The organism is Flavobacterium sp. W22_SRS_FP1, assembly GCF_052113685.1.
Taxonomy (GTDB): domain Bacteria; phylum Bacteroidota; class Bacteroidia; order Flavobacteriales; family Flavobacteriaceae; genus Flavobacterium.
In genome coordinates this window covers 1-26,989 of record NZ_JBGQOE010000018.1, presented here as the reverse complement: position 1 = coordinate 26,989, position 26,989 = coordinate 1, and the positions used below count along the sequence as shown (strand labels likewise).

The following is a 26,989-nucleotide window of genomic DNA, read 5'->3' as shown; positions in this document are numbered from 1 at the left end:
ATGAAGCAATTATTCGACGACGTATCTTTCAAATGCAGTAAAATAGTCACTAAAAACTATAGCACTTCGTTCTCGTTGGCAGTGTATATGCTTTCGCCAACTATTAGAGATGCCATTTATAGTATATATGGTTTTGTGCGTTTCGCAGATGAAATTGTTGATTCATTTCATGGATACGACAAAGAAAATTTAATAAATGATTTCGAAAAAGAGTATTATAAAGGTATAGATAGAGGTATAAGTTTGAATCCTATTTTGAATTCGTTCCAGCAAACGGTAAAAAAATATAACATTAGCGATGATATGGTTCAATCTTTTTTGAAAAGCATGAAGCTAGATTTAATTAAATCAGATTACGACAGTAAAGCCGAATATGACGATTATATTTATGGCTCAGCCGATGTTGTAGGTTTGATGTGTCTCAAGGTTTTTGTGAATGGAAATGATCAACAATATAACCTGTTAAAAGCAGAAGCTATGCGTTTAGGGTCAGCTTTTCAGAAGGTTAATTTTTTGCGTGATCTTAAGGATGATAATTTGATCTTAAACAGGAATTATTTTCCAGGAGTAGACCTTAACTCATTTGATGAAAGTGCTAAAGATAAGATCATAACTGAAATTGAAGAAGACTTTAGAGTGGCATATCAGGGAATATTGAAACTTCCTATCGAAGCCAAATTTGGTGTCTATACCGCATTTGTATACTATAAAAAGCTTTTGAAAAAACTAGAAGACACTCCTTGTCATGAAATTGGAAATGAAAGGATTCGCGTTTCTAATTATACCAAAGCAGGATTGCTAGCTCAGTCTTTCGTAACCTACAAGTTGAGGTTAGTATAAAAGCAGCACTTATTTTTAGAATGTATTTTTATAAATAAATTAAATGATTTCCTTTTTAATATTTTTAAGCGTTTTCCTTACGATGGAATGTGTGACTTGGATTACACATAAATATTTAATGCATGGATCGATGTGGTATTTTCATGCTGATCACCACCAACCAAAGTATGACAACGTTTTTGAAAGAAACGATATCTTTTTTGTCATTTTTGCACTACCAAGTATCGTGCTTTTTTACTTTGGAGCACAAGGGGGAATGAGCTATCTGTTTTTCATTGGACTTGGCATCACATTCTACGGTTTTTGTTATTTCATAATACATGATGTCTTGATTCATCAGCGATTTAAGTGGTTTAAAAAAACCAATAATAAGTACTTAATAGGATTGCGTAAAGCACATAAGGTGCATCATAAACATATGGGCAAAGAGGACGGAGAGTGTTTCGGGATGTTATTTGTTCCTTTTAAATATTATAAAATATAAACAGTACTTCATGTGATGCCCGGACAAAAGGCGGCGCGGAAGATGCTCTTACGCTTTTTTATTTCTGAAAAAAGGTAATCCTCTACTAAAGAGGTCTCCACTATTATCCTTCAAGTAATCATAAGTGCGCAGCCACTTACGTTAAAAAATAAAATATAAGAAAAATGAAAATATACAAAAAAGAAAGCGTGCAACACGTAAATGCTAGTTTAGAGGAATGTTGGACATTTTTTTCCAATCCAAAGAATTTACAGAAAATTACACCCGAAGAAATGGGTTTCGAAATCACTGATTTCGATGAAAAATCGATGTATGCAGGGCAAATTATACAGTACAGGGTTTCACCTCTTTTAGGCTTGAAATTATCGTGGGTAAGCGAAATCACTTTTGTGAAGGACAAAAGTTATTTTGTCGATGAACAACTTTCCGGACCTTATGCTCTGTGGCACCACAAACACTTTTTTGAAGCCACTGCGACCGGCACTAAAATGACCGATGTAGTGCACTACGCCTTACCTTTGGGCTTCATCGGACAAATAATGAATACGCTGGTTGTTAAAAATAAATTAAAAAGTATTTTTGAACACAGACGTGTCACAGTGGATAAAATGTTTAATACTAAATAATGATCAAACAAGAAGTAACTTTTTTTTGGTTCAGACGCGATTTACGACTCGATGATAATGTAGGGTTATTTCGAGCTTTGCAGTCACAGTATCCAGTGATACCCGTGTTTGTTTTTGATGATCTGATTTTAGATAGTTTGGCAAAAAATGACCCTAGAGTCAGTTTTATCTATGAATCCCTTTCGAAAATAAATAGCAAACTACAAGAGACAGGAAATTCTCTTTTGATAAAAAAGGGGAAAACTATTGACGTTTGGGAGTTACTTATTCAAGAATACGATGTTAAGGAGGTATTCTTCAATAAAGATTACGAGCCATATGCAGTGCATCGTGACACAGCGATTTGTGAATTACTGAAAGTAAAGAACATTAGCTGTCATACTTTTAAAGACCAAGTCGTCTTTGAAGAAAAAGAAATAACTAAAGCAGACGGGCTACCGTACACTGTCTATACGCCCTATAAAAACAAATGGTTAGATAAATATAAGTCAGTTATGCCAGTGGAGGAATTTGATAATAAAGCTGTCTCTTCTAATTTCTATAAAAGCGATTTTGATTTTCCAACTTTGAAGCAAATAGGTTTTGAAGAAAGTCTTATCAAAGTAAAGGCGCACAACTTAAAACATATTTCTGACTATCAGGATGTAAGAGATTATCCTGCTTTGGATCAAACCTCTTATCTTTCACCGCATCTTCGTTTTGGAACAGTCAGCATTCGAAAATTAGTCAACTGGGCATTTCATAAGAATGATGTTTTTTTAAGCGAATTGATTTGGAAAGAGTTTTTTATGCAAATTTTGTTTAGCTTCCCCAAAGTCCTTACTAACAACTTTAAATCAGCATACGACGGAATTCAGTGGCGAAATGATGAGGAAGATTTCAAGCGTTGGTGTAGTGGAACTACTGGATATCCCATGGTTGACGCGGGAATGCGACAGCTTAATGAGACGGGTTATATGCACAATAGAGTGCGTATGGTAGTTGCTAGCTTCCTCTGCAAGCATTTATTAATACAGTGGCAGTGGGGTGAAGCTTATTTTGCCGAAAAATTACTAGATTACGACATGTCAGCAAATGTAGGGAACTGGCAGTGGGCAGCAGGCACTGGCTGTGATGCGGCACCCTATTTTAGGGTTTTTAATCCAGAGATCCAGCAGAAGAAATTTGATAAAAATGGTATCTATATTAGGCAGTGGATCAAGGAGTTTGATTTGGGTTACGGAGAGCCTATGGTAGAACACGCTATGGCTAGAAACAGAGCAATTGCAACTTACAAAGAAGGAATAATAAAATGAATCTAGTAAAAATAGTGAGGCTGCGTACTCTCTTTTTAATGTTGTAGTATTTTAGTGTAGATACATGCCTGAGGTGTAATTGGTTTCGATCTAGTGGATGTTACTTGCTAGGTTGCTTAATAAAGTGGATGTATGTTTTTAAATAAACTAGTTTATCAATCTATGCAACATTCCCTTAAAAAGGAAACCATGAAAAGGAAGGACAGAGTACCAATAAAGTTTGCCCCAAATGCCCCTTGGTTTGAAAGTTGCGGATTGGTATAAGACGTTGTTGATAATTTTAAATTCCAGCCAAGCCTCTCCAGGTAATTTCATCTCGGCGAACAAAATCAATTTTCCCTCTTCTTTATTAGCATATAATACACGCCAGAAATCTAAAGCATCACCTGCATGGATATCTTTTTTATTGGTTCGCCCTCTGCGAGAGCCTACACCACCGGAAAGTTTGTCTATAAAGCCCCGTAATTCCCACAGCCAATCTCCGTAATACCAACCTGTATCGCCGCCAATCGACCAGATTTTGTTTAAAGTATGTTCACGGTCTATTATTCCCATTTTTCTTCTGTCTATGAAGCAATCCTTTTTCGGGATTTTTAGATATTCAGACATATTGGTATTAAAGCGTCCGCTAACTAGGGAATCTTTCCAGCTAGATGCTACTTTATCTTCACTCACCTTAATTAAAGCTCGTGATAAAGCTTTTTCGTAAGTCATGGGTTTTACTTGTAATAACTCATTTATTCGAGGGTCTCTACAGACCACTTCAACTTTCATGCTGCTAACCAGTGCAGTTGCTAATTTATAAGATGTTGAAGTTACAAAATACAACCAATAAGAAGATAATTTAGGTGTCATGATAGGAACTGTAAAAATCCACCGTTTTAGGTTTTTTGCTTTTGCATAACCTAATAACATTTCCTTGTAGCTGAGAATGTCAGGTCCGCCAATGTCGAAGTTTTGATTGTACGTAAGTGGGTTAAGTAATGATTTAGACAAAAAATCCAACACATCGTTTATAGCGATTGGTTGGCATTTTGTATTTAACCATTTTGGAGTAATCATTAGAGGGAGTTTGTTGACTAAGTCCCTAATGATTTCAAACGAAGCACTTCCCGATCCAACTATGATACCTGCTCTAAGTGCGGTCATAGCGTAGTTTCCTGAGTTTAGGATATCCTCTACTTTTTTTCTAGATGACAAATGTTTTGAAAGAGATTTGTCATTTACAATGCCGGTCAGATAGATTACTTGTTTTGCTTTAGTTTCATTTATTCGCTGAACAAAATTATTCGCTGAACTGCTTTCTAATTTATCATAGTTGCCTGATGAGCTAGACATAGAATGAATTAGGTAGTAAGCGGCATCAATATCTACCGGTATGGCTGGCATGCTTTCTTGATCAAGAAAATCGACTTCTATTACTTCAATATGTTTTTCAAATTCTTTTGGGATGTAAAATCTATTCTTATCCCTTACACAACAGATGACTTCGTGACCTTGCGCTACCAAAATAGGTAGCAGCCGTTTCCCGATGTAACCTGTTGCGCCTGTTAAGAGAATTTTCATAGTTAGCTTTTAGTAAATCCTTAAAGTTAGCTAAATTTATTTGAAATTAGACTGATAAATTCTTTTCTAGTTGTGTCTTTTTCGAATGCACCGTTAAAAGAAGAAGTGGTAGTCACTGAATTTTGTTTTTGAATTCCTCGCATTTGCATACACATATGTTGCGCTTCAATAACAACTGCAACGCCGAGGGGGTTAAGTGCTTCTTGAATACAGTCCTTTATTTGATCCGTTAATCTTTCTTGTACTTGCATTCTTCTTGCAAAAGCATCTACTATTCGGGGAATTTTGCTTAGTCCTACTATTTGGCCATTTGGAATGTATGCTACATGTGCTTTTCCAAAGAAAGGCAACATATGATGTTCACACATAGAGTATACCTCGATATCCTTTACTACTATCATTTGTTTATGATCCTCTGTAAACAGAGCTGATTTTAGTATTTCTAATGGATCTAATCCGTATCCATGGGTGAGGTATTGCATTGCTTTGGCGACCCTTTCTGGAGTTTTCTCCAGTCCTTCTCTATTAACATCTTCTCCTAAATCAGCTATTATTGTTTTATAGTTGTCTGCAAGTGAGGCCGTTAATTCTTCGTCATATTGTTCGATTTTTTCGTAACTTCTTGTTTCTCTGGTTATCATTTGAATTTGGATTATATTTTGTTTTTAAATCTTAAATGAAACTATACCGTAGTCCATTTCAAAAACTTGTCCAGATATGGATTTTGCTTTTTCTGAAATTAAGAAATTAGCCATCTCTGCTACTTCTTGAGGTTTTAGGTAGTTTTTCATTGGGTGGCGTTCCACCATGTTTTCTTTCATTCTATCATTTCTCAAAATACCTGCCGAGAGTGAGGTCTCAGTAATTGTGGGTGCAATTGCATTTACACGCACTACTGATGCTAATTCTGCTCCTAACGACTTCACTAAGCCTTCTATACCTGCTTTTGCTGTAGCAATACTTGCGTGAAACGGCATTCCTAACTTTACTGCCACTGTACTAAACAATACAATAGAAGGGTCAGTTCCTTTTTTTAGAACAGCTAAGTATTTCTGAATCGTTTTAACCGCACCTATAACATTGATTTCAAAATCATTTCTAAAATCCTCAATGCTTAAACTTCCAATGGGTTTTAAGTTAATTGAGCCTGGGCAGTAAATTAACGTATCAATGTATTCTATTGTAGGAAGTTCATCCTTTAAAACATCTAATTGATAGTGGGTTAAATTGGGATGAGAAACCTCTGGAGCATTTCTACTTATATTGTGAACTAAGTTGTTCTCTAATTGCTGTAACAAAATCGCATTTCCTATTCCTTTGCTTCCGCCAATAATTACAATGTTTTTCATGTTTTTTATTTAATCGGTTTATATAATCTATCGTTTCGAAATTTTATTGTTGTTGATTTGTCTTTGCATGCTGCATTTAAATCTTCCTTCTGCAAAATTCCTTAACTTTTCGTGTTTTGTTTTTCTTCCCTGAACTCGTTTACGCCACATTCTGAAGCTCGATGGTTTCATTTCTGTACGCATTAGGTCAATAACTTCCTGTTCTTTTAAACCAAACTGTAATGCTATCGCTTCGAATGTGGTCCTGTCTTCCCAGGCCATTTCTATAATTCTATCTTTGTCTAAATCTGTTAGTTCTTTTTTCAATTAGGTATGGTATTTTTTATATTCGTTGACCACAATTTTGGCTTTCAAATCAAACATTAGATTATACAATCCAAAAAAGGTTCTGTTCATATAGATGAAATGCTTTGAACCACGATTTCCATTCATTTTTCTTAGATTGGTATCTTTTGTAAAACGCTCTCCTAATTTGGCTATGTCTTCAAAAAACGTCTCGTCAGAAAAATCGAAGGACTCCTCCTGAAAAGGTTTGGTAAATAGCGAAAGCAAGTCATAGAATAACTCCGTGAAGTAGCTAATTTCTTGTTTTGTATCATCAGTACGTAAAATTTCTAATTCAAATAATTTTGAATTAAATATTTTTGGGTCATTAATTACTTTTTTGTCAATCAACTCAAAATAGGGTTTGTAAAAATCGTTTGGAATCTGCTTCATGCAGCCAAAATCCAAGGCTACTAATTTGTCCTCTTTATCAACCAAGAAGTTTCCGGGATGTGGATCAGCGTGAACTTTTTTAAGAACATGGATTTGGTACATATAAAAGTCCCAAAGTGCTTGGCCAACTTTGCGAGCCTTTTCCTGATCAGTATTGATTTTTGTAAATTCTGAAAGATGTACTCCTGTCATCCAATCCATCGTGATAATCTTTTCAGATGAAAACTCGGGATAGTATTCTGGAAACACCAGATTTTCTATTTTTTTGCATGCAGTGACAACTTCGATACTTTGCTTCATTTCGAGCAAATAATCGGTCTCTTCAATTAATTTGTCTTCTACTTCTTTGAAATATTTATCAGAATCTTGCCCTTGAAGATTAAACATTCTGATAGCGATTGGCTTAACCATTGCTAAGTCAGATGAAATGCTGTCGGCAACTCCGGGATACTGGATTTTTACAGCCAGTTTTTTATTGTTTTTTACAGCAAGGTGTACTTGACCTATGCTGGCTGCATTTACAGAATTGGCGTTAAATTCGTCAAACACTTCATAAGGAGTTTTTCCTAAGTTTGTTTTAAAAGTTTTCAGCACTAATGGTGCTGAAAGAGGTGGGACTGAAAACTGTGAAAGAGAAAATTTTTCTACGTAAGCTTGAGGCAAAAAGCTTTTGTCCATACTTAACATTTGTGCCACCTTTAATGCACTTCCCTTGAGGCTGCTTAGTCCGTCATAAATATCTTCTGCATTGTCTACGTCTAGTTTATCACGAGTCAAGTCTGAATTGACCATTTTTCCTCCATAATATTTAATATAATTGACGCCAATCTTCGCACCAGTTTGCACCAGTTTGCTAGCCCTTTCAATTTTAGATGTTGGTATATAATCTATTGTTTTCATTATTTTTTTTGTGTTTTTTCTTTAAAGAGAAATTTTCCGAAGTCGATTAAACTATTAATAGGTGCTGCACTTATTAATTCGAAACTTAGCTTTACTGACTTCTCAATATAAATATCAGTTTTTTCAAAAGCGGGAGATTCGTCATCTAACCAAAATTTTAGTGTAAATAAAAATTGTATCCAAGCGCTTTCTTGAATTGCTTTTTCTTGAATTTCTTGTGCTTGCTCTTGACTGATACGGTAGTCATCTGTTAAGATTTCTCCTATATAATCCTTAAAGTTTTTTCTGAATCCAGTGAGTTGTTTTAAATTCTTCAGTTGATCACTAAATTGCTGTACGTGCATTGAAACATAGCTTCTATTAGCGGTTAGTAGTTCGAAAAATGTAAAATAAAAACTCAACAATTTGCTTTTCATGTCATAGTTGGCATAGTTGTCGTCTTTATTAAGTAACGCGATGGTTTTTTCAAAAAACATCTTGAAGATTTCTTTCTCGATACTTTCAATCGTTCCAAAGAAAGTATAAAATTCTACTTCCGTAAAATCGTTTAATTTTGCAAAGAGATATACTGATTTTGGCTTTTCACCATTTTCTAATGTATAATTCATATACATAGAGACTATATTTTCCTTGGTAATTTTATTTTTCTTAGTCGCCATTTTTAGTACTTTTAATATTAGAGTGTAAAGGTAGTGAATGTTTAACAAAACATCTGTAATGTTAAACAAAAATTTAAGTAGTATATTTGTATAAGTATGCACAATGAAAAAAGCGAAGTATCATGAAAAAAAATGTCTTAATAACTGGAGGTTCCGGTTTCGTAGGGAAACACCTAACCCGAGTATTGATAGATAGCGGTTATACCGTTTCCATTTTGAGTAGAAGCAAACGAGCGGATACCGCTGATATCTTTTATTACACTTGGGATATACAAAATCAGCTTATCGAAGAGGAGGCTGTACTGAAAGCGGATTACGTTATTCATCTTGCGGGTGCTAATATAGCGGAAGAACGATGGTCCAAAAAAAGGAAAGAGATCGTTATTAATAGTAGAAAACAATCAACTGAATTGATCTTATCCGTCGTTAAAAAGCATAATAAAAAATTAGAAGCTTTTATTTCTGCATCAGGAATCGGTATCTACGGAGCAGTAAACGGAGAAGCAGTTTGTAATGAAAACTCAAGGCCTGCTAGTGATTTTTTGGGTACGGTTTGTCAAATGTGGGAGGCTGCTGCAGACCAATTTGCTCAAGTAGGAATCCGCACTGTAAAAGTTCGTACCGGTTTAGTACTAGGTAAGAATGACGGTTTTTTGAATAAACTGACACCTATTTTTAAGTTACGACTAGGCTCTGCAATAGGTTCAGGCAAGCAATACATGCCTTGGATCTACGTTGAAGACTTATGTGGTATTTACCTTGAAGCACTAAAGAATCCAAATATGAGTGGTGCCTTTAACGCGGCAATCAATGACAATACTACTAATGATAGTTTTTCTAAAACATTAGCTAAGGTTTACGGCTATTCTATATGGCTGCCTAACGTACCTTCCTTTTTATTGAAATTAGTGATGGGGGAAATGTCTAAGTTGGTTCTGAGTGGAAGGAGAGTCTCTTCGGAAAAGATTCAAGGTGTAGGATTTCATTTTAAGCATACAGATTTAGAGGATACGCTCAAAATTTGTTTATCAAAATAGCATTATTGAAAAATTGAGTAAACGGTCACAGTTACTTTTTTAGATATTTTGCTTCTTACAATAAATGGTACTTCGATATTAAAATCATCAGTATTCAGTGTAAAATTTGTTATAAGTTCCAATCCTTTGGGATCTTTTTTAATTTTCGCAGCCACACGTATGTTTTTTGACTTTCCGTGGATAGTTATTTTTCCTCTGATGTAGTAATTCTTGGAGCTGAGTTCTAAATCTTTTAAATCAAAATTTTCAATTATACCTTTGAATGTTGCCTTAGGATACTGATCACTTTCGAGATAATGTTTATTAAAATGCTCTTCCATCAACTCTCGTTTAAAGCGAAATTGCTTAATCGAAGTCATGAATGAGATTGTTCCTTTTTTCGAGTTCAAAATACAGTTTAGTCTTTCATTTTTGGCCTCTACGGGTTCAAAAAAGGGGATGGACGCTTCAAAATTAATAATGCCATTTGTGGTCATCATTTTTTCTTGTGCGTCAATTGTAATTGAAAGAAATAATAAAAGTAAGAGTAGAATACGTTTCATATGCAATCTGAATTGTACTATTTAAAGTTACGATAATTATTTCAATACGTATTGATTGATAAGAAATTATACATAAATAAACTAAGATCAAAAGTGATGTTTTTCAGTCCTTTTGATTTCTATCGAGTATTTTTAATCTGATAGACAGTAATTAACTTATCTGGACTAATACATTATATTTTTTCAAGATTTCTAAAGTTTCTTTCGAGCTGTAATTGAAGTTTTCTTCGTGGCGGTCTTTCTCTTTTTTCAGTGAAATCTGTTTTATACAGTTAATAAAGCGGCGTAGTTCCTCTGAGTCGGATAGTACAAGTCCTGGCACTCTTGCATTTGTTCCGTCCTTGTCTTTTGAAACCATCGTGAAATAAGAAGAATTGCAATGGTTTATTCTTCCAGTTTGTATATTTTCGGATTCAACACGAATACCTATAATCATGGAACTTTTCCCCACATAATTCACGCTTGCTTTCATGGTAACTAATTCTCCTACTTCAATAGGTCTTAAAAAGTCTACCGTATCAACAGATGCAGTTACACAGTAATTCCCTGAAAACTTTGAACCGCAGGCGAAAGCAATCTGGTCCATTAAGGAAAGAATATAACCACCATGTATTTTACCACTGAAATTGGTATGAGAGGGTAACATCAACTCTGAGATAGTGATATTTGAGGATGCAACTGTTTTGTATATAGCATTCATGCTTACTTTTTTTGAAATGGTGAGTCTTCTTTTTTTACTCCAATTATGTAATATTTGGTGTCGCCCCACCAAGGAAATGTCTTGTAGCGTTCAATATAAGATAATTTTACATAGCGTCCTTCTAATTCTTTCAGGTCTGAGGTTACTTTTTTGTCCTTGTCCAATACAGAAAACGCGAAAATTTGGGCACCTGAAATTCCTTGACTTAATTCCCCTTCCCAAGTTTTGAAAACCACACCTTTATAACTAAATTTTATTAATTGTCCAGAGCGAACCCCTTCGCTATAAGTGGCATAATAAACAAAAACGAAATAACAGGTTGTCGACAATATGATAACAGTAGCTAGAATTCCTAAAAATTTTCTCATCAGCTATTTTAATTTAGTAGTTGGTTTTCGTCTTTTTCAGCTCTAGATAGTATTTTTTCAGGCAGTGACTTTTTTGCCTTAGCGCCCATTTTTTTTAATTTTTCGACGCTTGTAATTAAATTCCCTTTTCCTTCTACTAGTTTATTCATAGCGGCACTGTATTCTGTTTTGCTTTCGTCAATTTTCTTTCCTATTTTTATTAGGTCAGAGACGAAACCTTCAAATTTATCGTACAAAGCACCTGCTTGGCGGGCTATTTCAAATGCGTTTTCTTGTTGTTTTTGGTTTGCCCACATGCTGTCAATGGTTCGTAAGGTGGCTAATAAAGTAGCTGGAGTAACAATTACAATGTTTTTTTCGAATGCTTTGTTGTACAAGGAAGTGTCTTCATTTAGTGCCATTGCAAAGGCCGGTTCGATAGGAATAAAAAGCAATACAAAATCAGGACTTTCTATTTGGTACAAATCCTGATAATTTTTATTTCCTAACTGCTCTACATGACGTTTTATAGAATTCACATGTTCTTTTAGATAACCGTTTTTCAGGTCGTCGTCTTCCTCGTTGATGTATTTTTCATAGGCAGTCAAAGACACTTTTGAATCGACAATCATTTTTTTGCCATCAGGTAAGTTGATGACTACATCTGGAAAAACACGGTTTCCTTCCTCTGTTGTGAAGCTTTGTTGTACTTCATATTCTCGGCCTTTTTCCAAACCAGATTTTTCAAGTACGCGCTCTAGGACTAGTTCACCCCAATTTCCTTGCATCTTACTATCTCCTTTTAGTGCTTTCGTTAGATTAAGAGTTTCCTTGCTCATCTGGATGTTCATTTCACGTAATCCTAGAATCTGTTGGCGCAAAGCCGCATGATAATCAATACTTTCCTTATGGGTGTCTTCGACTTTCTTTTCGAACAAATGAATCTTATCTTGCAAAGGTGTCAAGATGTTTTTCATGTTTTCTTTGTTCTGTTCAGTGAATTTATTTGACTTTTCGTCTAAAATCTTGTTAGCTAAATTTTCGAATTCTTTGGTAAATTTCTCTTGAAGTTTTTCTACTTCGCCTTTTTGTTCCTTGTTGCGTTCCCAGAGATTTTCAAAGTCAACCTCTTTTTTTGAAAGTTGAATTGCTAGGCTTTCTTTTTCATTCCGGATAATTTCTTTATCTGAATTAATGTTGTCCAATTGTTTTTCGAAAACTGTTTTATCATTTAAAAATTGCTCTTTCAGTTGATTAAATTGGTAGTTTAGAGCAATTATCTTTTCTTCGAGACTAATTTTTTCGGATTGAAAGCGAGCAGCAAAAAGCAGTTTTCCAATAAAAGCACCTATGGCAAGGGCGGTGATAAAAAGGAATAAAAACGGAAGCATGTTCGACATGAAGTAGATTTTTTACGAGTAGTAAAAGTAACAAAAGATGGCTGAGATTCCTAAAAAATGATATCCGACAATTTAAAAATGTATTTTTGCACAAAACTGTATAATTAGTATGTCCCATCAGCACTTTATCCTCCACAAACCATACGGTTATCTAAGCCAATTTATTTACGAATTGAAAAGGAAAAAGAAACTACTAGGTGAATTGTACGATTTTCCGATAGGGACAATGGCTATTGGACGTCTAGACGAAGACTCAGAAGGCTTATTGCTGTTGACCACAGATGGAATGATGAGCGAAATCATTCGTTCTAAAAAAGTGGATAAAGAATATTATGTTCAGGTAGACGGTGTCATTAACCAGGAAGCAATTGATAGATTGAAAATGGGAGTGGAAATAGGTTTTAACGGCAGCAAATACATTACTAAGCGCTGTGCAGCATCTCTAATTGACGGAGTCCCAAATTTTGGGCTAAGAGGTAAAAAAATTCGTGATGAACGTCATGGTCCAACTTCCTGGGCATCGATTACGGTTAATGAAGGCAAGTTTAGGCAAATCAGGAAAATGACTGCTGCGGTTGGTTTCCCAACCCTAAGGTTAGTTCGTGTACGAATAGGAAGTGTATTGTTAGATAATTTGAAATCAGGGGAAGTGATGGAAGTTCGTAATTTTCAAGTCGAAATTTAATGGACTGTATTCAGTCTATTTTTCTCTCAATCTTTAAATAAATAAAAAATGTTGAACATTGTTTTGGTTGAGCCAGAAATACCAAATAATACTGGGAATATAGGTCGATTGTGTGTAGGCACCGAAAGCCGACTGCACCTAGTACATCCCTTTGGGTTTGTGATTAATGATAAAAATTTGAAACGTTCTGGCTTGGATTATTGGGTACATCTGGATGTTACGGAGTATCAAAATGTTGCCGAGTGGGTTGAACAAATTCCAGATACTTCAAGAGTTTTTCTTATGAGCTCCCATGCAGATAAGTCCTATTTAGAAATTGAATTTCAAGATGAAGATTGGTTAGTTTTTGGAAAAGAAAGTAAAGGATTAAGTGAGGTTGTATTATCTCAATTTGAGAATCATTTAAAGATTCCAATGTCAGCCAACATCCGTAGTTTCAACATAGCTAATTCTGTCGCTTTTGTTATTGGCGAAGCCAAAAGACAGATTGCGGTAAAAAGCACCTTAAAAAAGGGGGAGTTGCTGAACTTTGAAGTTAAGAAATTATAAACTTTCCTTTTTGACTATCAAAGACAATATGTTCATCCTTGAATAAAGTATTGAAACTTCCCTTAGAAATAAAATTACAAGGTTCGTCTTGAACGACAGCTTCTGGAGTCATTATGATCATTTCGTCGCTAAGCTGGATCGCCATGTCGATGTCATGCGTTGAAAACAGAATGCATTTTTGCGTTTCTTGAGTGAGTTTTTTTAAGAGTTTAAACAAGGCTACTTTGTGTAATAAATCCAAATGGGTAGTGGGTTCATCCAAAATAATAAGCGGAGTGTCTTGAGCTAGAGCTCTTGCAACCAAAACCTTTTGTAATTGTCCATCACTGATTTCATAATGTTTTTTGGTAGCCAGATTACTTATTTGAGTCAGTTCCATAGCTTCGTTAATTTTTGTAATATCCAATTCTGTCAACTTCCCGAGCCAGTTTGTATAAGGTTGTCGTCCTAATGCAATGAGCTCAAAAACGGTTAGGTTACTTGGAGGTAATTTTTCGGTTAGAACGACACTAAGATTTTGTGCTAAGCTTAGGGAATCCATTTTATGAATGTTTTGGCCATCAAGTAAAACGGTTCCAGCCAGTGTTTTTTGGATTCCCGTTAAGGTTCTCAGCAAAGTTGACTTTCCTATTCCGTTCGCACCAATCAAAGAAATGAGTTTTCCTTTTTCTAGGGTTAAATTAATACCCGAAGAAATAAGGATGTTCTCTTTTTTATTGGAATAACCAATACTAATATCAGAAGCTTTTAAGATTATCTTTTCCCCCATTATCCTATCATTTTCTTTTTTCGAATTAACAACCAAATGACTATTGGTGCTCCAAAAATGGAGGTTACGGCATTGATGGGTAATGTTATATCACCACCTGGAACTTGTGAAATACTATCACAGATCAACATGATGCTCGCTCCAAAAAGTAAGGTACTCCAAAATAATACAAGGTGATTACTAGTCTGGAAAATTAATTTAGCTATGTGGGGAACTGCAAGACCTATAAATGCGATTGGGCCCGCAAATGCGGTAATGCTTCCCGCTAAAATACTGGTAGCAAATATGATGATAAGCCTCGATTTTTTATAGTTCAAACCCAGACTACGAGCGTAATTTTCTCCGAGTAACAAAGCGTTCAAAGGCTTTATACTAAAAAGGCTCAAAAGCAAACCTATCAGTACATAGATAAATAAAATCAGTATCGATGTCCACGATAAATTACCTAAATTACCTAATGACCAGAAAGTGAATTTTTGTAGTTGTTCTGCGGTGCTGAAATAGCTTAAAGTCCCCACGATAGCACTTGTTAAACTCCCAAACATAAGGCCTACAATCAAGATAGCCATAGTGTCGCGTAATCGGTAGGAAACCACTAAAACAGCCATTAAAACTAAAAAGCTGCCTAAACTCGAAGCCAAAACTACTCCGTAAGATGATAATAGAAGGGAAGCTACTGATTCTGGAAGGAATGCTGCTCCTAGAATAATCATTGCAACACCGAGACTGGCGCCTGAACTTAGCCCCAGAACATAAGGCCCCGCCAATGGGTTCCTGAATAAAGTTTGCATTAATAAACCACTAATTGATAGTCCCATTCCCACTAAAACTGCGGCAATTGCCTTGGGCAATCTGTAATTAACGATGATGTATTGCCAAGTTTCTTTGCTAGAAGTTCCGCCAGTAAGGCTGCTAAGTACTTCTTTTGTGGGAATTGAAACGGACCCTAAGCTGATATTTACTAAAAACAAAAAAATCACTCCAATGGTTAGGATTATGAAAAGAACGGTATTTCGTTTAGTATGATTCAATTTATTGTAATTTCTGAAAGAAAAAAAGCTTGTGATTTGGTAATAACTCGGGATGAAATATTTTAATCAAATCTTTCAACACCCAGTCGGGACGGGTTGGCGACCACTCAAAATATAAAATCCCTCCCTTTGCCCCTTTGTTTAAGGCATACGAATATACTTTTTTATTTTTAAATGAATCAAATTGCGCATAATGTGGGTTGCTATCACTCATTTGCTTCAATGAAGAGAAATCTCCGGGGGCAATCCAGAATTCTGCTTTCTGTGCCTTTTCCAATACTACCTCAAATGGAAGAGAAAGCCCGCCAGTTCCCTTGGTATCTGCCCATAAATAATGGGCATGGGCGTCTTTTAAAAATAGGGATGCCCAACTTTCGCCTTGTGGGACATACCACTGGTCTTGAAACATAGCTCCACTGAGTATTGTGGGTTTTTCCGTAGCCTTTTTGGCTAAAGCCAAAGTAATCTTGTATTCTTTTTCGATTTCAGAAAAAATCGAATTTGCTTTATAATCTAAACCATATAATGCGCCGAAAAACTTAATCCATTCCGCTTTTCCAAGTGGAGATTGTTCTGTCCAATCGCCATTAAAGATCACTTTTAAACCACTTTTTTGTAAGATGTCTAAAGAGGGATTGCTGTTGCTTAGGCCAAAGCCTACAATCGCGTCGGGTTCCATGTCTATTAAAACTTCGGTGTTGAGGTTTTCGTTTTTCCCGACTTCTCTAACTTTTCCTGCCTCAATTCTTTTTCTGGTTTCCTCGGATGAAATATAATCAGTATTCGGAAAGCCGATCAAAGTGTTTTCGACGCCTAACATTTCCAACGAGGGAATATGAGTAGTGGAGGTTACCACAATCGTTTTTATTGGAATGGGAATAATAGTGAAATGCATTAAACTGTCCGGAATGATTGCGTTTTTTTGTTTCAAAACATAACTGAAAGTTTCTTTTGCCTCGGGCCAAGGATTGGTAATTTTAACGATGGAATAGCCTTTATGCTTGTAAATCTCAAAACCTGTTGCATACTGGATTTCATTTTTGGAAGAAGTTGCATTGGCAGTAGAAACTTCTTTTTTCTGTTTGCACCCAAATGCAAAAAGGATATATAATAGTAGGGTGAATTTTAAAGATGCTGATTTCATAAAATGATTTTCAAGTCTTGCAAAGGTATATTTAATCCTTTTTAAAAATCAAATATTATTTTTTATTCGCAGGATAAAGTTATATTTGCATCCGTATTAAGGTTGCTGTTTTTGATATTAAAGACAAGCATTAAAAGGGAAGTGAGTGATTGAAATAGGAAGATTTAAAATCTTTCAGAAATCAAAAATCTTGCGCTGTACCCGCAACTGTAAGCTAAGAAGCTTGTTGTTATCTACAAACCATTGTCTGCTGCAGCAGATGAGAAGGTAAACAACAAGACGCAAGCCAGGAGACCTGCCTACTACGATGTATATCAAACTTTCGGGAAAAAAGGTTTGGGTATGGGCTATTTCATACTTTTCTCCCATTTTTAGTCATGTGACAATAAACAATTGTTACTAAAAATGTTTTATTAAAATGAACAACAAAATCGTTCGTATTAGTGCGTTATGCGTGCTAATGACTTCTTGTGCTTTTGCGCAACAAAAAGAAAAAAAATCTACTCTCAATGAGTTGAGTGAGGTGGTGATTTCTGATTCTAAATTTGCTTTGAAAAAAGAAAAATCAGGGAAAATTATCGTAAAAATTACTGCTGAGGAATTAGCTAAAAGATCAGGACAATCTCTTGCCACTGTTTTGAATTCAGTTGCTGGGATGGAAATTAACGGGAATCAAAGTAGTGCTGGTAAAAACTTAGGATATTATATCCGCGGTGGGCGTAATCGTCAAACATTGATCATTATTGATGGAATTCCAGTTAATGATGCTTCGGGAATTAATATCGAATATGATTTGCGCTTGATTCCTGTGGAGCAAGTCGAAAGTATTGAGATTATGAAAGGTGCAGCTAGCACTTTATATGGTTCAGGTGCAGCCGCAGGAGTCATTAACATCAACTTGAAAAATGCCGGAAAGAAAGCAATTGCTGGAAATGCGTACATGAGCATTGGTACACAAACTACCACTGACCGGGTAAATTATCTTCCACAGGATTATAACCAGGGACTTTCTATTAGCGGTAATGTCGAAAAATTTAATTATTATGCTTCTTTAAATAGTGCCGAAACAACTGGTATATCGGAAGCTATTGTTCCAAAATCTACTGCATTTGAAGCGGATCGTTTTTCCCGAATTAATTCATTAGTTAAACTGGGCTTTATCCCAACAAAAAAGTTGAGCCTTGATTTCTTCGCTAATTACGATAAGCTTAAAAATGATTTTGATGGTACATTTGATAACTTCAATAATCCTGACACGCCATTAAACACTTCAAGTTCGGAGCAATTGCGTTTAGGTTTTTCACCTAAGTATAAATATAATAAAGGAGAATTTATATTGAATTTAAGCTTGAACAATGTCCAAAGAAATTATAATATGTTCAATATTTATTCGGATGCTGTAGACGTAAGCGATTATAAATCAAGAAATGTAAATGTAGATGGTTTTAATAAATATTCGTTCAGTAAGCAGTTTTTCATAGTAGTAGGAACTCAATTCCAGTTTCAAGAGATGGAGTCAAAAACTCCTTATGATGCTATTGCTCCCGAAAATGCCAAATTTAACACTGTTGACCCTTATTTGACGGCTGTTTATAATTCTGATTTTGGTCTAAATCTTAATGTTGGTATTAGAGATAATTTACATAGTGTGTACGGTGATCATGTTGTGTATAATGTGAATCCGTCATTCTCTTTTTCTGAATTACCATTGAAAGTGATGGCTTCCTATAGTACGGCATACATCACACCAAGTTTATATCAATTGTATTCACCTTATGGGAATTTAGATTTAACACCTGAAGAAAATAGTACTGTAGAGGCTGGTTTTGAAGCGGCTTTATTAGATAAAAAATTAACTTTTAATGTAGTTGCTTTTCATAGAGAAGAGAAGAACTCAATAGGGTTTTACACTGATCCAATAACCTATGCATCAAATTATATTAATATAGAAGGGAATAATAACGCAAAGGGAGTTGAAACGATGGTTTCTTATGCTTTTTTAAAAGAATTAAAAGTGAATGGAAATTATACTTTTACGCAGGTTGAAGCTCCTTTGAGTCGTTTGATTCCAAAACATAAAGCCAACGTTTCATTGGATTATCAGCCTGTGTCCCGTGCTTTTTTCAACCTAAATTATCAATATGTGGACCAGAGAAAAGACGCTTTCTTTGATGGGGGGACTTTTGCCACCACATCTGTTGTCTTGGAATCTTATCAATTGTTTAATGCAACCGCTAAGTACGATTTAATCAAAAACAGAATGAGTATATTTCTAGCGGTTAACAATATCTTAAACGAAGCATTTGTAGAATCTGTAGGATACAGTACAAGAGGTAGAAACCTTAAAATTGGGTTGAACCTTAGTTTTTAAGCTATTAATTTATTCCATAAAAAAAGAGGCTTTCAGTGATGAAAGCCTCTTTTTTGTTTAGAAAAATTGAATTATTTCAATGCCTTTAAAAGCCCTTCGGGTGCTTTCTCAATATACATTTGGTTTTGTATTCCATTTATTTTCTTTGAATCATTCAGAAATTCAAGTTCAATTCCAGGAGTTGCCCGTGTCATTTTGCCTACTCCTGAAATTTTTCCAATAGCAGTATTTAACAAAGGTTCGTTAGTTTCTCCAAGTACTCCTAATGTGTTTATGTATTCTAGTTGTTTCTCTGTTGGGATTAATCCACTTTGATAATCTCCAAAACCATCTGAATTTACAATTTTTAGCACAAGAGGCTGCATAGCATAGCGATGGTTCGGATTGCGGTTATTTTTTTCAAAAGTAGGAGAGTCGTATAAGGTAACAGAACCCACGTTTTTCCCTACAGTCACATCTCCTATTTGTACCACGTTAATGTGTGGTTTTAATCCGTTTATCACTAATTCACTTGCTGATGCGGTATTGCTTGATGTTAAAATATAAACCGTGCTCATATTGACACTGTTGATACTTGTGCTTCCCATCTTGTCGGTAAATAAATTATTTAAGGAAGCGGGATTGTTGGCCTCGTAAAACGATTGTATTTTTTCATTCCATTGTTGTTTTGCAAAAACTTGTCCCGTAAAAGACCCTGTAATCATACTGGCTAATCGAGTAGCTGTTTGAACAGAACCACCACCATTGTATCTTAAATCAAGAACTAAATCGGTAATTCCTTGTGACTTGAAAGTCCCAAAAGCATCATTAAGTTGGGTGTCGTAATCAGAATAAAAGCCATTGTACATTAAATAACCAATTTTGTGCGAACCAGAGATGATTACTTTGTCAATTAAAATTGGGTTTTCTGCTAAGACTGTTTTTGTCAATGCGACTGATTTTCCATTAGGAGTAAAAGCTCCCCCGTCGATATCAGCTAGGTTTAAAGTGTAGTCGTTATTGGACCCTAACAATAAATCTACATAATTATAGCGGTCAAGTTGTTTCCCATTTACGCCATAAAAAACATCGCCACGATGAATGTCTTTAGTTGATGCATTTGAGTTTGGAACTATATAACGTACCCATCCAATTACTTCGTCAGAATTAGATGATTTAAGGCTTAGTTGAAACTCTACTCCATTATTATTTGTATTTCCTTGAAGTTGTCCTTCTAATTCTAAATAATCGGATACGATCCAGCTGAAACGGTCAATTGATTTGTCTACTCTCAATGCGTCAAACAAGTCTTCTGGAGCAGGATAACCGGTCAGGAAAACATTAAGTTGGTCTTGATTAGCGAAACGATCATCAGATAAATTGGGTACATCTGCTTGCCATAAATAGTATTGATTTAATCCTTTCCAGATAAAATCCTGGACTTCCAGATTTATCGGAGCCGCTAAGTCATCTTGATCTTGACAACTCTGAAAGCTTAAAGCAGCTAAAAATAATAAAAGAGTAAATTTGAATGTTGTTTTCATATTTGGGGTTTAATCTGTATATTAACGTAAAAATACTGCCTTTAGTTTTAATTTTTAATTTTTTAACAAAAAATATACTTGTTTGGATCGTTATTATAAAGTAAAAAGCTTCATATTGAAAAAGTTAATAATATAAATACAATGACAGATAATAAATATTGGCATAGAAAGTGCTACACAGATTAAAGAACAAAAAAAAATTCAAATTTATAATTAATAAAAAAGATAATGAAGTTAAAAATGCGACAAAACCTAAGAAAAAGTAAGTTCAGCTTGAGTAAAAAGCTTCTAATCACATTAGTAGCTGTCTTATTTTCTAGCCCGTTTTTTGCTCAAAACATTTTCGATAAATTCGATGGGGAAGACGATGTCACTTCCATAGTAGTCAATAAAAAAATGTTTGAGCTTATGAGTAAGCTTAAAGTTGACGCTTCGGATAAAGAAACGCAGCAATATATGAACCTGATAAAAAAGTTAGATGATTTAAAAGTTTTTACTTCTAGTAGTTCAAAGGTCACAAGTGAAATGAAATCTGCCGCCGATAAGTATGTGAAAACAGCTGGTTTAGAAGAGCTAACGAGCGTAAATGATAGTGGTAATAACATTAAGATATTGGTGAAGTCGGGTGCAAATGATTCTGAGATTAAAGAGCTTTTGATGTTTATTGAGCCGGTGAATAGTGGTAATCAAACGGTTTTAATGTCTTTGACCGGCAGCTTTGATTTGGATGAAATTTCGATTCTAACCGATAAGATGAGAATTCCAGGTGGGGAAGAGCTAAAGAAAGCGACCAAAAGAAAATAATAAAAGCTGTTTTTCTACTATAAAAATCAGTGCATCCTATTGCGGAATTTAGACAGTGCGTAAATTTGAAAGCGATTTTTTAGTGTGCGGTATTCTTTTGTGCGTGTGTTTTAAATCGAGACGAAATACGGTTGTCAATCAAGCAAAATACTGCTTTACATTTTTTTGATAAAGTGAATATTTTAGCTTTTAAGTTATCTAAAAAAAGATCAATTTGTATCAGAAGCTGCGAAAACGGATGCTATTCTAAAGAAGCTAAAGTACCAAAATCTAATGAAGCACAGGTCTGAAAAGCAGAGTGCATCGATTAGTTTAGAGTGTCCTGACTAGCATATTGATGCGATCATTTTACTTACTAGCAGAAAAGAAATTGGCTTTGTCGTCATGCGAGTTTGAGAAAAAGATAGGAACGCCACAAGCATCATGACTATGGTTTCTGTTTTAAGAGAATCTAAAATTGATTTAGGGAAGTTAAAGCCATTTATATTGGAACTAGACTGTTTTTTTTAGGCACTATCGTGTACTTAATATTTTAATTTACCAATATAATTAAGTTGTTATAGAAACATTTTAAAAAGATGTTTTTTAGATGAATTACTTTTTAAAATATATAGGATAGAAAATAGTGTCTCATTAAGTAATTAATGAGACACTAGTAATATTATCTTTTTACAATAAATGTACTCCTTCTATTTTTTTGGTACTCTGTATTACTACATTTTATAGGTCCGTTACAGTTGATAACTGGCTGTGATTCACCATATCCTTTAGCTGTTAATCTAGATTTTTCAATTCCTTTTGCTACTAAGTAATTTAATGTACTGTCAGCTCTACGTTGCGAAAGATTCATATTATATGATTTAGATTCTCTACTATCTGTATGGGATCCAATTTCTAGTTTTATCTGAGGATATTGATTCATAATTTCAACAATTTTATCTAATTCTTTTTTTGCATTTTGACGAATTAATGATTTATCAGTATCGAAATATATAATATTTAAATCTAACAGATTTGACAAATCAATTTCTGCTTCAATTTGTTTTATTTCTTTTTTAATCGTAACTGTTTCATTTATATCCTTCTTATAAAGCTGGTGTTTTTTTTCTGCAACTAAGTAGTTGTCTTTCGTAAATTTGAAAGTATAGTTCGAATCTTTTTTGAAGTTATTAAATATAAAACTACCGTTTATATCAGATTTCATAGTTGCGATAACAGTACCTTGTGGATCTAAAACAGTAATAGAGACATTTGGGACAGTTTCATTTGTTTCTTCATCAGTGATTGTTCCAGTAAATAGAATTGGTTTTATGGCTAAATCGAATGAATATATATCGTCATCACCCATACCTTCTGGCCGATTGCTCGTATAAAAGCCTTCATTCATTTCGCTGTTTATTGTCAAAGCAAAATCATCAAAAGGGCTGTTAACAGTGTTACCTAGATTAATAGCTAAAGCATTGGGGTCTAATAGATCATACGAGAATAGATCTAATCCGCCTAAACCCTTATGCCCATCAGAAGCAAAAATCAATGTGTTGTCTTGGGTTATAAAAGGAAATGTTTCTCTACCTTCAGTGTTTATTTTATTGCTTAAATGTTCCGTTTTTCCAAATGTTCCATCTGAATTTAGAGCGACTTTAAATAAATCGGAATTCCCATAACTTTCTTCAAAATCCGCTGTAAAATATAAATATTTACCATCGGGGCTCAATGCTGGATTTGCAATTCTTATGGAGTCACTTTCGTTGAATGATACTACTTTTTTGTTTTTCCATTTTCCATTAACATAAACTGATTTATAGATTTTGAATAAACCATTTACTAAATTGGTTTTAGAATTTTTTAAAAAATAGTTTTTGCCATAATACATGGTTTTACCATCTTTAGTAAATACAGGTGAGGCTTCATGATAAATAGAGTAGCTGCCTTTTGAAAACAACTTTGCCGTACTATATTCTCCAGATGCCATCTTGATGGACTGGTATAAACTAGTATAAGGTTGAGCTTTTCTTGCGAAGGTCTTGTTGTCGAGTACGTGATTACGAGCACTTGCAAACACTAGGGTATCACCTTTTATTGCGGTTCCGTAATCTGAATACTTAGAATTAATAGAGAGCAATTTAATGTTTGAGAATGTTAACATCGATTTTCCTGAAGAATCAAACTTATTGAAATTTGTTCGGATTTCATTAGGTCTTTTACTTTCGAAAATATTTAATTGAATTTTAGATTCTGCAAATAACCCAACAGACTTTAAGGTTTGTGCATATCTATAATGATTTTCAGTTTCCATTTCTGGAGCTAATTCATATAGTTTTGTATACCATTTATTTGCTTCAACGTAATTCGCGTTTAAATAGTTTGCATTTGCTAATTTTTCATAAATTGGAGCTGTCAAAACACCTTTATCAATAAGATTTTCAAATAACTTTATTGACTCAATGTAATGTTCGTCTTTAAATTTCTCTTCAGCCTTTTTAATCTGATTTTGTTGAGAAAAAACCAATATCGGAAATATAAATAATAATAGTAAATTTTTTTTCATGTCTTAAATTTTAAAAGAATCTAGGTGTTTCTACTTTTGAATTTTTCCCCAATAAATCAAATTGTAGAAATATTTCATGAGAACCCGAATTGTAATTAGATAGTTTTGTTGTTTCGGTGTCATAACCATAACCAATGTATAGATTGTGGCTTAACTGAAATCCTGCTAACATACTTACAGAAGCACTCCATCTATATGCTGCTCCGATAATGAATTTTTCATTGAACATGAAATTAGTTGATATGTCTAATTGCAGGGGAGCACCGCTAACTATTTTTGATACTAAAGCAGGTTTAAATTTTAAGCTATAAGTCAAGTCATATACTTTTCCCGCCATCAAATAAAGGTGATATCTTTGATTAATTTGAGTATTATTTAGATCATCATATTTTCGAGTATTTAATATCATAGGTACCGATGCACCAAAATAAGTTGTTTTATTGTAGTAGTATAGTCCAGCCCCAATATTTGGTGAGAAGTGGTTTGTTATATTATTTTGAATGACTTGTTCTCCAGGATTGTACTGATTCAATTTTGTATAATCTATATTCAATAAATTACCAGTCGCTTTTAAACCAAAAGCAAGGCGAGAATCATTTTCAAAAAACAGTGTATAAGATAAATCTGCGGCGATTTGAGTTTCGTCACTAACTCCGATTTTATCGCTTAAAACTGAAACTCCATATCCTAATTTACTTCCCTCAATTGGTTTGTTCATTGCGATGTTTGCGGTTTTTGGAGCTCCTTCTAAGCCAACCCATTGGGTACGGTATAATCCATAAATACGTGTATTGCCAGTAGAACCAACATAAGCAGGGTTTACAGTTGATGGGTTATACATATACTGTGTATACTGTGGTGCTTGTTGCCCATGGGCTAGTACACCAATTAAAAACAAAATATATATTATAAATTTTTTTTTCATGTTTTCTATTTATTTCTTTTTTCTGGGTTCTAGATTAGATCTATGTTCTTATTTGTTAATGTATAAATAACCAGAACGTTGTTTAGTTATCGCTTGTGAATTTTTATAGGTTATAACATAGAAGTATACTCCGCTAGGTAATTCTTCGTTTTTACTTATTGTTGACCTTCCTTCAGAAATTCCTCTGAAAAACTTATCATCTTGACCATAAGAGTTAACTTCATAAACAACAACTCCCCATCTGTTAAATATTGACACGGTGTTCTCTGGATAGGATTCAATATTTCGAATTACAAAAACATCGTTTTCACCATTTCCATTGGGAGTAACAGCATTAAAAATTTCTAAATCATCAATCGAATCAGAATGGTTGTTGATTTCTAAATAATCTGCTATTTTTGAGCCATTAGAATCATAAGGTTTTTTAGGGTTTAACCCAATTTCTTCTCTATTAGTCAAGCCATCATTATCACAATCACCATCCAAAAATGAATCGGATAGGGGTAAAGTAATATTTATAGCAATTGATTCACATGGGTTCAATGAATCTGTTCCGTCTGTTTTTTCTTGACCGTCGCTCACACCATCTCCATCCGTATCTGGATTATTAGGGTCAGTCCCATCAGATACTTCATCTGCGTTGGTAACACCATCATTATCGCAATCTTCTTTTTTCCAATCTAAACTTGGATTAACCGTTTGATTATCAACAACAAATTTGCAAGGATCTAAAGCATCAGTACCATCTGTTTTCTCTTTTCCATCGGTTACTCCATCACCATCCGTATCTGGATTTAAGGAATCGGTTCCGTCTGTAACTTCTTGTTTGTTCGTTACACCATCAGCATCACAATCGGCAGTTTCCCAAGCAGAACTTGGCGCTACAGTTTGACTCGCTAAAATAAATTGACAAGGATCTAAAGCATCAGTACCATCTGTTTTCTCTTTTCCATCGGTTACTCCATCACCATCAGTATCTGGATTTAATGGATCAGTTCCGTCTGTAACTTCTTGTTTGTTCGTTACGCCATCATTATCACAATCCGCTGTTTCCCATGCATTAGTAGGAGCTAGGCTTTGACTTGCAACAACAAATTCGCAAGGATCTAAAGCATCAGTTCTATCTGTTTTCTCTTTTCCATCGGTTACACCATCCCCATCGGTATCTGGGTTTAATGGATCAGTTCCGTCTGTAACTTCTTGTTTGTTCGTTACACCGTCAGCATCACAATCGTCATTTTCCCATGCTGAACTTGGTGCCGCAGTTTGACTCGCTAAAATAAATTGACAAGGATCTAAAGCATCAGTACCATCTGTTTTCTCTTTTCCATCGGTTACTCCATCACCATCAGTATCTGGATTTAATGGATCAGTTCCGTCTGTAACTTCTTGTTTGTTCGTTACGCCATCATTATCACAATCCGCTGTTTCCCATGCATTAGTAGGAGCTAGGCTTTGACTTGCAACAACAAATTCGCAAGGATCTAAAGCATCAGTTCTATCTGTTTTCTCTTTTCCATCTGTTACTCCATCACCATCAGTATCTGGATTTAATGGATCAGTTTTGTCTAATTTTTCTTGTTTGTTTGTTACGCCGTCGCCATCACAATCTGCAGTTTCCCAAGCAGAACTTGGCGCTACTGTTTGACTCGCTAGAATAAATTGACAAGGATCTAAAGCATCAGTTCCATCTGTTTTCTCTTTTCCATCTGTTACTCCATCACCATCAGTATCTGGATTTAATGGATCAGTTCCGTCTGTAACTTCTTGTTTGTTTGTTACACCGTCAGCATCACAATCGGCATTTTCCCATGCTGAACTTGGTGCCACAGTTTGACTCGCTAAAATAAATTTGCAAGGATCTAAAGCATCAGTTCCGTCTATTTTTTCATCACCATCGGTTACTCCATCACCATCGGTATCTGGATTTAAGGAATCAGTTCCGTCTGTAACTTCTTGTTTGTTTGTTACGCCATCACTATCACAATCCGCATTTTCCCATGCTGAACTTGGTGCTACAGTTTGACTCGCTAAAATAAATTTGCAAGGATCTAAAGCATCAGTACCATCTGTTTTCTCTTTTCCATCGGTTACACCATCCCCATCGGTATCTGGATTTAAGGAATCAGTTCCGTCTGTAACTTCTTGTTTGTTTGTTACGCCATCACTATCACAATC

At 34.8% G+C, this 26,989-nt stretch carries 26 protein-coding genes and 1 riboswitch; of the genes, 9 read left to right on the top strand and 17 right to left on the bottom strand.

Annotation, left to right across the window (positions count from 1 at the left end; all coding sequences use genetic code 11):
* From ACEN2H_RS11005 to ACEN2H_RS10990, 4 genes are all read left to right on the top strand, one after another.
* Positions 1 to 840 carry a phytoene/squalene synthase family protein gene (locus ACEN2H_RS11005; protein WP_441732402.1) on the top strand — a complete coding sequence of 280 codons (840 nt, stop codon included), beginning with the start codon at positions 1 to 3 and terminating at the stop codon, positions 838 to 840.
* Positions 841 to 883: 43 nt separating this feature from the next.
* On the top strand, positions 884 to 1,324 hold the full coding sequence (locus ACEN2H_RS11000) for a sterol desaturase family protein (protein ID WP_441732401.1): 441 nt from the start codon (positions 884 to 886) through the stop codon (positions 1,322 to 1,324).
* 164 nt (positions 1,325 to 1,488) lie between these two features.
* Positions 1,489 to 1,950 carry an SRPBCC family protein gene (locus tag ACEN2H_RS10995; protein ID WP_441732400.1) on the top strand — a complete coding sequence of 154 codons (462 nt, stop codon included), beginning with the start codon at positions 1,489 to 1,491 and terminating at the stop codon, positions 1,948 to 1,950.
* Complete coding sequence (locus ACEN2H_RS10990; RefSeq protein WP_441732399.1) at positions 1,950 to 3,245, top strand: cryptochrome/photolyase family protein; 1,296 nt, start codon at positions 1,950 to 1,952, stop codon at positions 3,243 to 3,245. The genes ACEN2H_RS10995 and ACEN2H_RS10990 overlap by 1 nt, the downstream gene beginning before the upstream one ends.
* Positions 3,246 to 3,392: 147 nt before the next feature.
* On the opposite strand, the gene ACEN2H_RS10985 is transcribed toward ACEN2H_RS10990, so the two are convergent.
* Genes ACEN2H_RS10985 through ACEN2H_RS10960 form a run of 6 tightly spaced genes read right to left on the bottom strand, consistent with a single transcriptional unit; the run spans position 3,393 to position 8,436 of the window.
* Entirely contained in the window at positions 3,393 to 4,811 is a 1,419-nt protein-coding gene (locus ACEN2H_RS10985; RefSeq protein WP_441732398.1) for an SDR family oxidoreductase, read from the bottom strand.
* Positions 4,812 to 4,837: 26 nt separating this feature from the next.
* Entirely contained in the window at positions 4,838 to 5,452 is a 615-nt protein-coding gene (folE, locus tag ACEN2H_RS10980; protein ID WP_441732397.1) for a GTP cyclohydrolase I FolE, read from the bottom strand.
* Between the two features lie 24 nt (positions 5,453 to 5,476).
* Positions 5,477 to 6,160, bottom strand: a complete 684-nt coding sequence (locus ACEN2H_RS10975) for an SDR family NAD(P)-dependent oxidoreductase (protein ID WP_441732396.1) — start codon at positions 6,158 to 6,160, stop codon at positions 5,477 to 5,479.
* A 27-nt stretch (positions 6,161 to 6,187) separates the two neighbouring features.
* Positions 6,188 to 6,466: a TIGR03643 family protein gene (locus ACEN2H_RS10970; protein WP_441732395.1), complete on the bottom strand. Its 279-nt coding sequence runs from the start codon at positions 6,464 to 6,466 to the stop codon at positions 6,188 to 6,190.
* Complete coding sequence (locus ACEN2H_RS10965) at positions 6,467 to 7,777, bottom strand: ABC1 kinase family protein (RefSeq protein WP_441732394.1); 1,311 nt, start codon at positions 7,775 to 7,777, stop codon at positions 6,467 to 6,469.
* The gene (locus ACEN2H_RS10960; protein WP_441732393.1) at positions 7,777 to 8,436 is read right to left on the bottom strand and encodes a TetR family transcriptional regulator C-terminal domain-containing protein; all 660 of its coding nucleotides are present in this window, start codon (positions 8,434 to 8,436) and stop codon (positions 7,777 to 7,779) included. The genes ACEN2H_RS10965 and ACEN2H_RS10960 overlap by 1 nt, the downstream gene beginning before the upstream one ends.
* Positions 8,437 to 8,558: 122 nt before the next feature.
* Here ACEN2H_RS10960 and ACEN2H_RS10955 point away from each other — a divergent pair, with 122 nt between their 5' ends.
* Positions 8,559 to 9,473, top strand: coding sequence for a TIGR01777 family oxidoreductase (locus ACEN2H_RS10955; RefSeq protein ID WP_441732392.1), 915 nt, complete (start codon positions 8,559 to 8,561; stop codon positions 9,471 to 9,473).
* Between the two features lie 2 nt (positions 9,474 to 9,475).
* Here the strand turns inward: ACEN2H_RS10955 and ACEN2H_RS10950 are convergent, their stop codons facing one another.
* From ACEN2H_RS10950 to rmuC, 4 genes are all read right to left on the bottom strand, one after another.
* Positions 9,476 to 10,015 (bottom strand): YceI family protein, encoded by a 540-nt coding sequence (locus ACEN2H_RS10950; RefSeq protein WP_441732391.1) that lies wholly within the window; start codon positions 10,013 to 10,015, stop codon positions 9,476 to 9,478.
* Positions 10,016 to 10,166: 151 nt separating this feature from the next.
* Positions 10,167 to 10,715, bottom strand: coding sequence for an acyl-CoA thioesterase (locus ACEN2H_RS10945; RefSeq protein WP_441732390.1), 549 nt, complete (start codon positions 10,713 to 10,715; stop codon positions 10,167 to 10,169).
* Between the two features lie 2 nt (positions 10,716 to 10,717).
* Positions 10,718 to 11,083: a 6-phosphogluconate dehydrogenase gene (locus ACEN2H_RS10940; protein WP_441732389.1), complete on the bottom strand. Its 366-nt coding sequence runs from the start codon at positions 11,081 to 11,083 to the stop codon at positions 10,718 to 10,720.
* An 8-nt stretch (positions 11,084 to 11,091) separates the two neighbouring features.
* Entirely contained in the window at positions 11,092 to 12,462 is a 1,371-nt protein-coding gene (gene rmuC / locus ACEN2H_RS10935; RefSeq protein WP_441732388.1) for a DNA recombination protein RmuC, read from the bottom strand.
* Between the two features lie 109 nt (positions 12,463 to 12,571).
* Here rmuC and ACEN2H_RS10930 point away from each other — a divergent pair, with 109 nt between their 5' ends.
* Together ACEN2H_RS10930 and ACEN2H_RS10925 are read left to right on the top strand one after the other, a co-directional pair.
* Positions 12,572 to 13,147, top strand: a complete 576-nt coding sequence (locus ACEN2H_RS10930; protein ID WP_441732387.1) for a pseudouridine synthase — start codon at positions 12,572 to 12,574, stop codon at positions 13,145 to 13,147.
* A gap of 48 nt (positions 13,148 to 13,195) precedes the next feature.
* Positions 13,196 to 13,696: a tRNA (cytidine(34)-2'-O)-methyltransferase gene (locus tag ACEN2H_RS10925; protein ID WP_441732386.1), complete on the top strand. Its 501-nt coding sequence runs from the start codon at positions 13,196 to 13,198 to the stop codon at positions 13,694 to 13,696.
* Here ACEN2H_RS10925 and ACEN2H_RS10920 read toward each other — a convergent pair.
* From ACEN2H_RS10920 to ACEN2H_RS10910, 3 genes are read right to left on the bottom strand one after another with little or no spacing between them, the layout of a single operon-like run.
* Positions 13,683 to 14,465, bottom strand: a complete 783-nt coding sequence (locus tag ACEN2H_RS10920; RefSeq protein ID WP_441732385.1) for an ABC transporter ATP-binding protein — start codon at positions 14,463 to 14,465, stop codon at positions 13,683 to 13,685. The genes ACEN2H_RS10925 and ACEN2H_RS10920 overlap by 14 nt on opposite strands.
* Positions 14,465 to 15,496 carry an iron chelate uptake ABC transporter family permease subunit gene (locus ACEN2H_RS10915; RefSeq protein ID WP_441732384.1) on the bottom strand — a complete coding sequence of 344 codons (1,032 nt, stop codon included), beginning with the start codon at positions 15,494 to 15,496 and terminating at the stop codon, positions 14,465 to 14,467. The genes ACEN2H_RS10920 and ACEN2H_RS10915 overlap by 1 nt, the downstream gene beginning before the upstream one ends.
* Position 15,497: 1 nt before the next feature.
* Positions 15,498 to 16,640, bottom strand: a complete 1,143-nt coding sequence (locus ACEN2H_RS10910) for an ABC transporter substrate-binding protein (RefSeq protein ID WP_441732383.1) — start codon at positions 16,638 to 16,640, stop codon at positions 15,498 to 15,500.
* 82 nt (positions 16,641 to 16,722) lie between these two features.
* Positions 16,723 to 16,956: riboswitch (cobalamin riboswitch) on the top strand.
* A gap of 102 nt (positions 16,957 to 17,058) precedes the next feature.
* Here ACEN2H_RS10910 and ACEN2H_RS10905 point away from each other — a divergent pair.
* A complete protein-coding gene (locus ACEN2H_RS10905) occupies positions 17,059 to 19,011 on the top strand; it encodes a TonB-dependent receptor plug domain-containing protein (RefSeq protein ID WP_441732382.1) in 1,953 nt (650 codons plus the stop codon).
* A gap of 71 nt (positions 19,012 to 19,082) precedes the next feature.
* On the opposite strand, the gene ACEN2H_RS10900 is transcribed toward ACEN2H_RS10905, so the two are convergent.
* On the bottom strand, positions 19,083 to 20,534 hold the full coding sequence (locus ACEN2H_RS10900) for a S41 family peptidase (protein WP_441732381.1): 1,452 nt from the start codon (positions 20,532 to 20,534) through the stop codon (positions 19,083 to 19,085).
* A gap of 228 nt (positions 20,535 to 20,762) precedes the next feature.
* Between ACEN2H_RS10900 and ACEN2H_RS10895 the strand changes: the two genes are divergently transcribed.
* Positions 20,763 to 21,338: a DUF4252 domain-containing protein gene (locus tag ACEN2H_RS10895; protein ID WP_441732380.1), complete on the top strand. Its 576-nt coding sequence runs from the start codon at positions 20,763 to 20,765 to the stop codon at positions 21,336 to 21,338.
* A gap of 661 nt (positions 21,339 to 21,999) precedes the next feature.
* On the opposite strand, the gene ACEN2H_RS10890 is transcribed toward ACEN2H_RS10895, so the two are convergent.
* From ACEN2H_RS10890 to ACEN2H_RS10880, 3 genes are all read right to left on the bottom strand, one after another.
* On the bottom strand, positions 22,000 to 23,886 hold the full coding sequence (locus ACEN2H_RS10890) for an OmpA family protein (RefSeq protein WP_441732379.1): 1,887 nt from the start codon (positions 23,884 to 23,886) through the stop codon (positions 22,000 to 22,002).
* Between the two features lie 10 nt (positions 23,887 to 23,896).
* Positions 23,897 to 24,811 carry a PorP/SprF family type IX secretion system membrane protein gene (locus tag ACEN2H_RS10885; protein WP_441732378.1) on the bottom strand — a complete coding sequence of 305 codons (915 nt, stop codon included), beginning with the start codon at positions 24,809 to 24,811 and terminating at the stop codon, positions 23,897 to 23,899.
* A gap of 48 nt (positions 24,812 to 24,859) precedes the next feature.
* Positions 24,860 to 26,989, bottom strand: a 2,130-nt coding sequence (locus tag ACEN2H_RS10880; protein WP_441732377.1) for a gliding motility-associated C-terminal domain-containing protein, incomplete at its 5' end; no start/stop codon positions are given.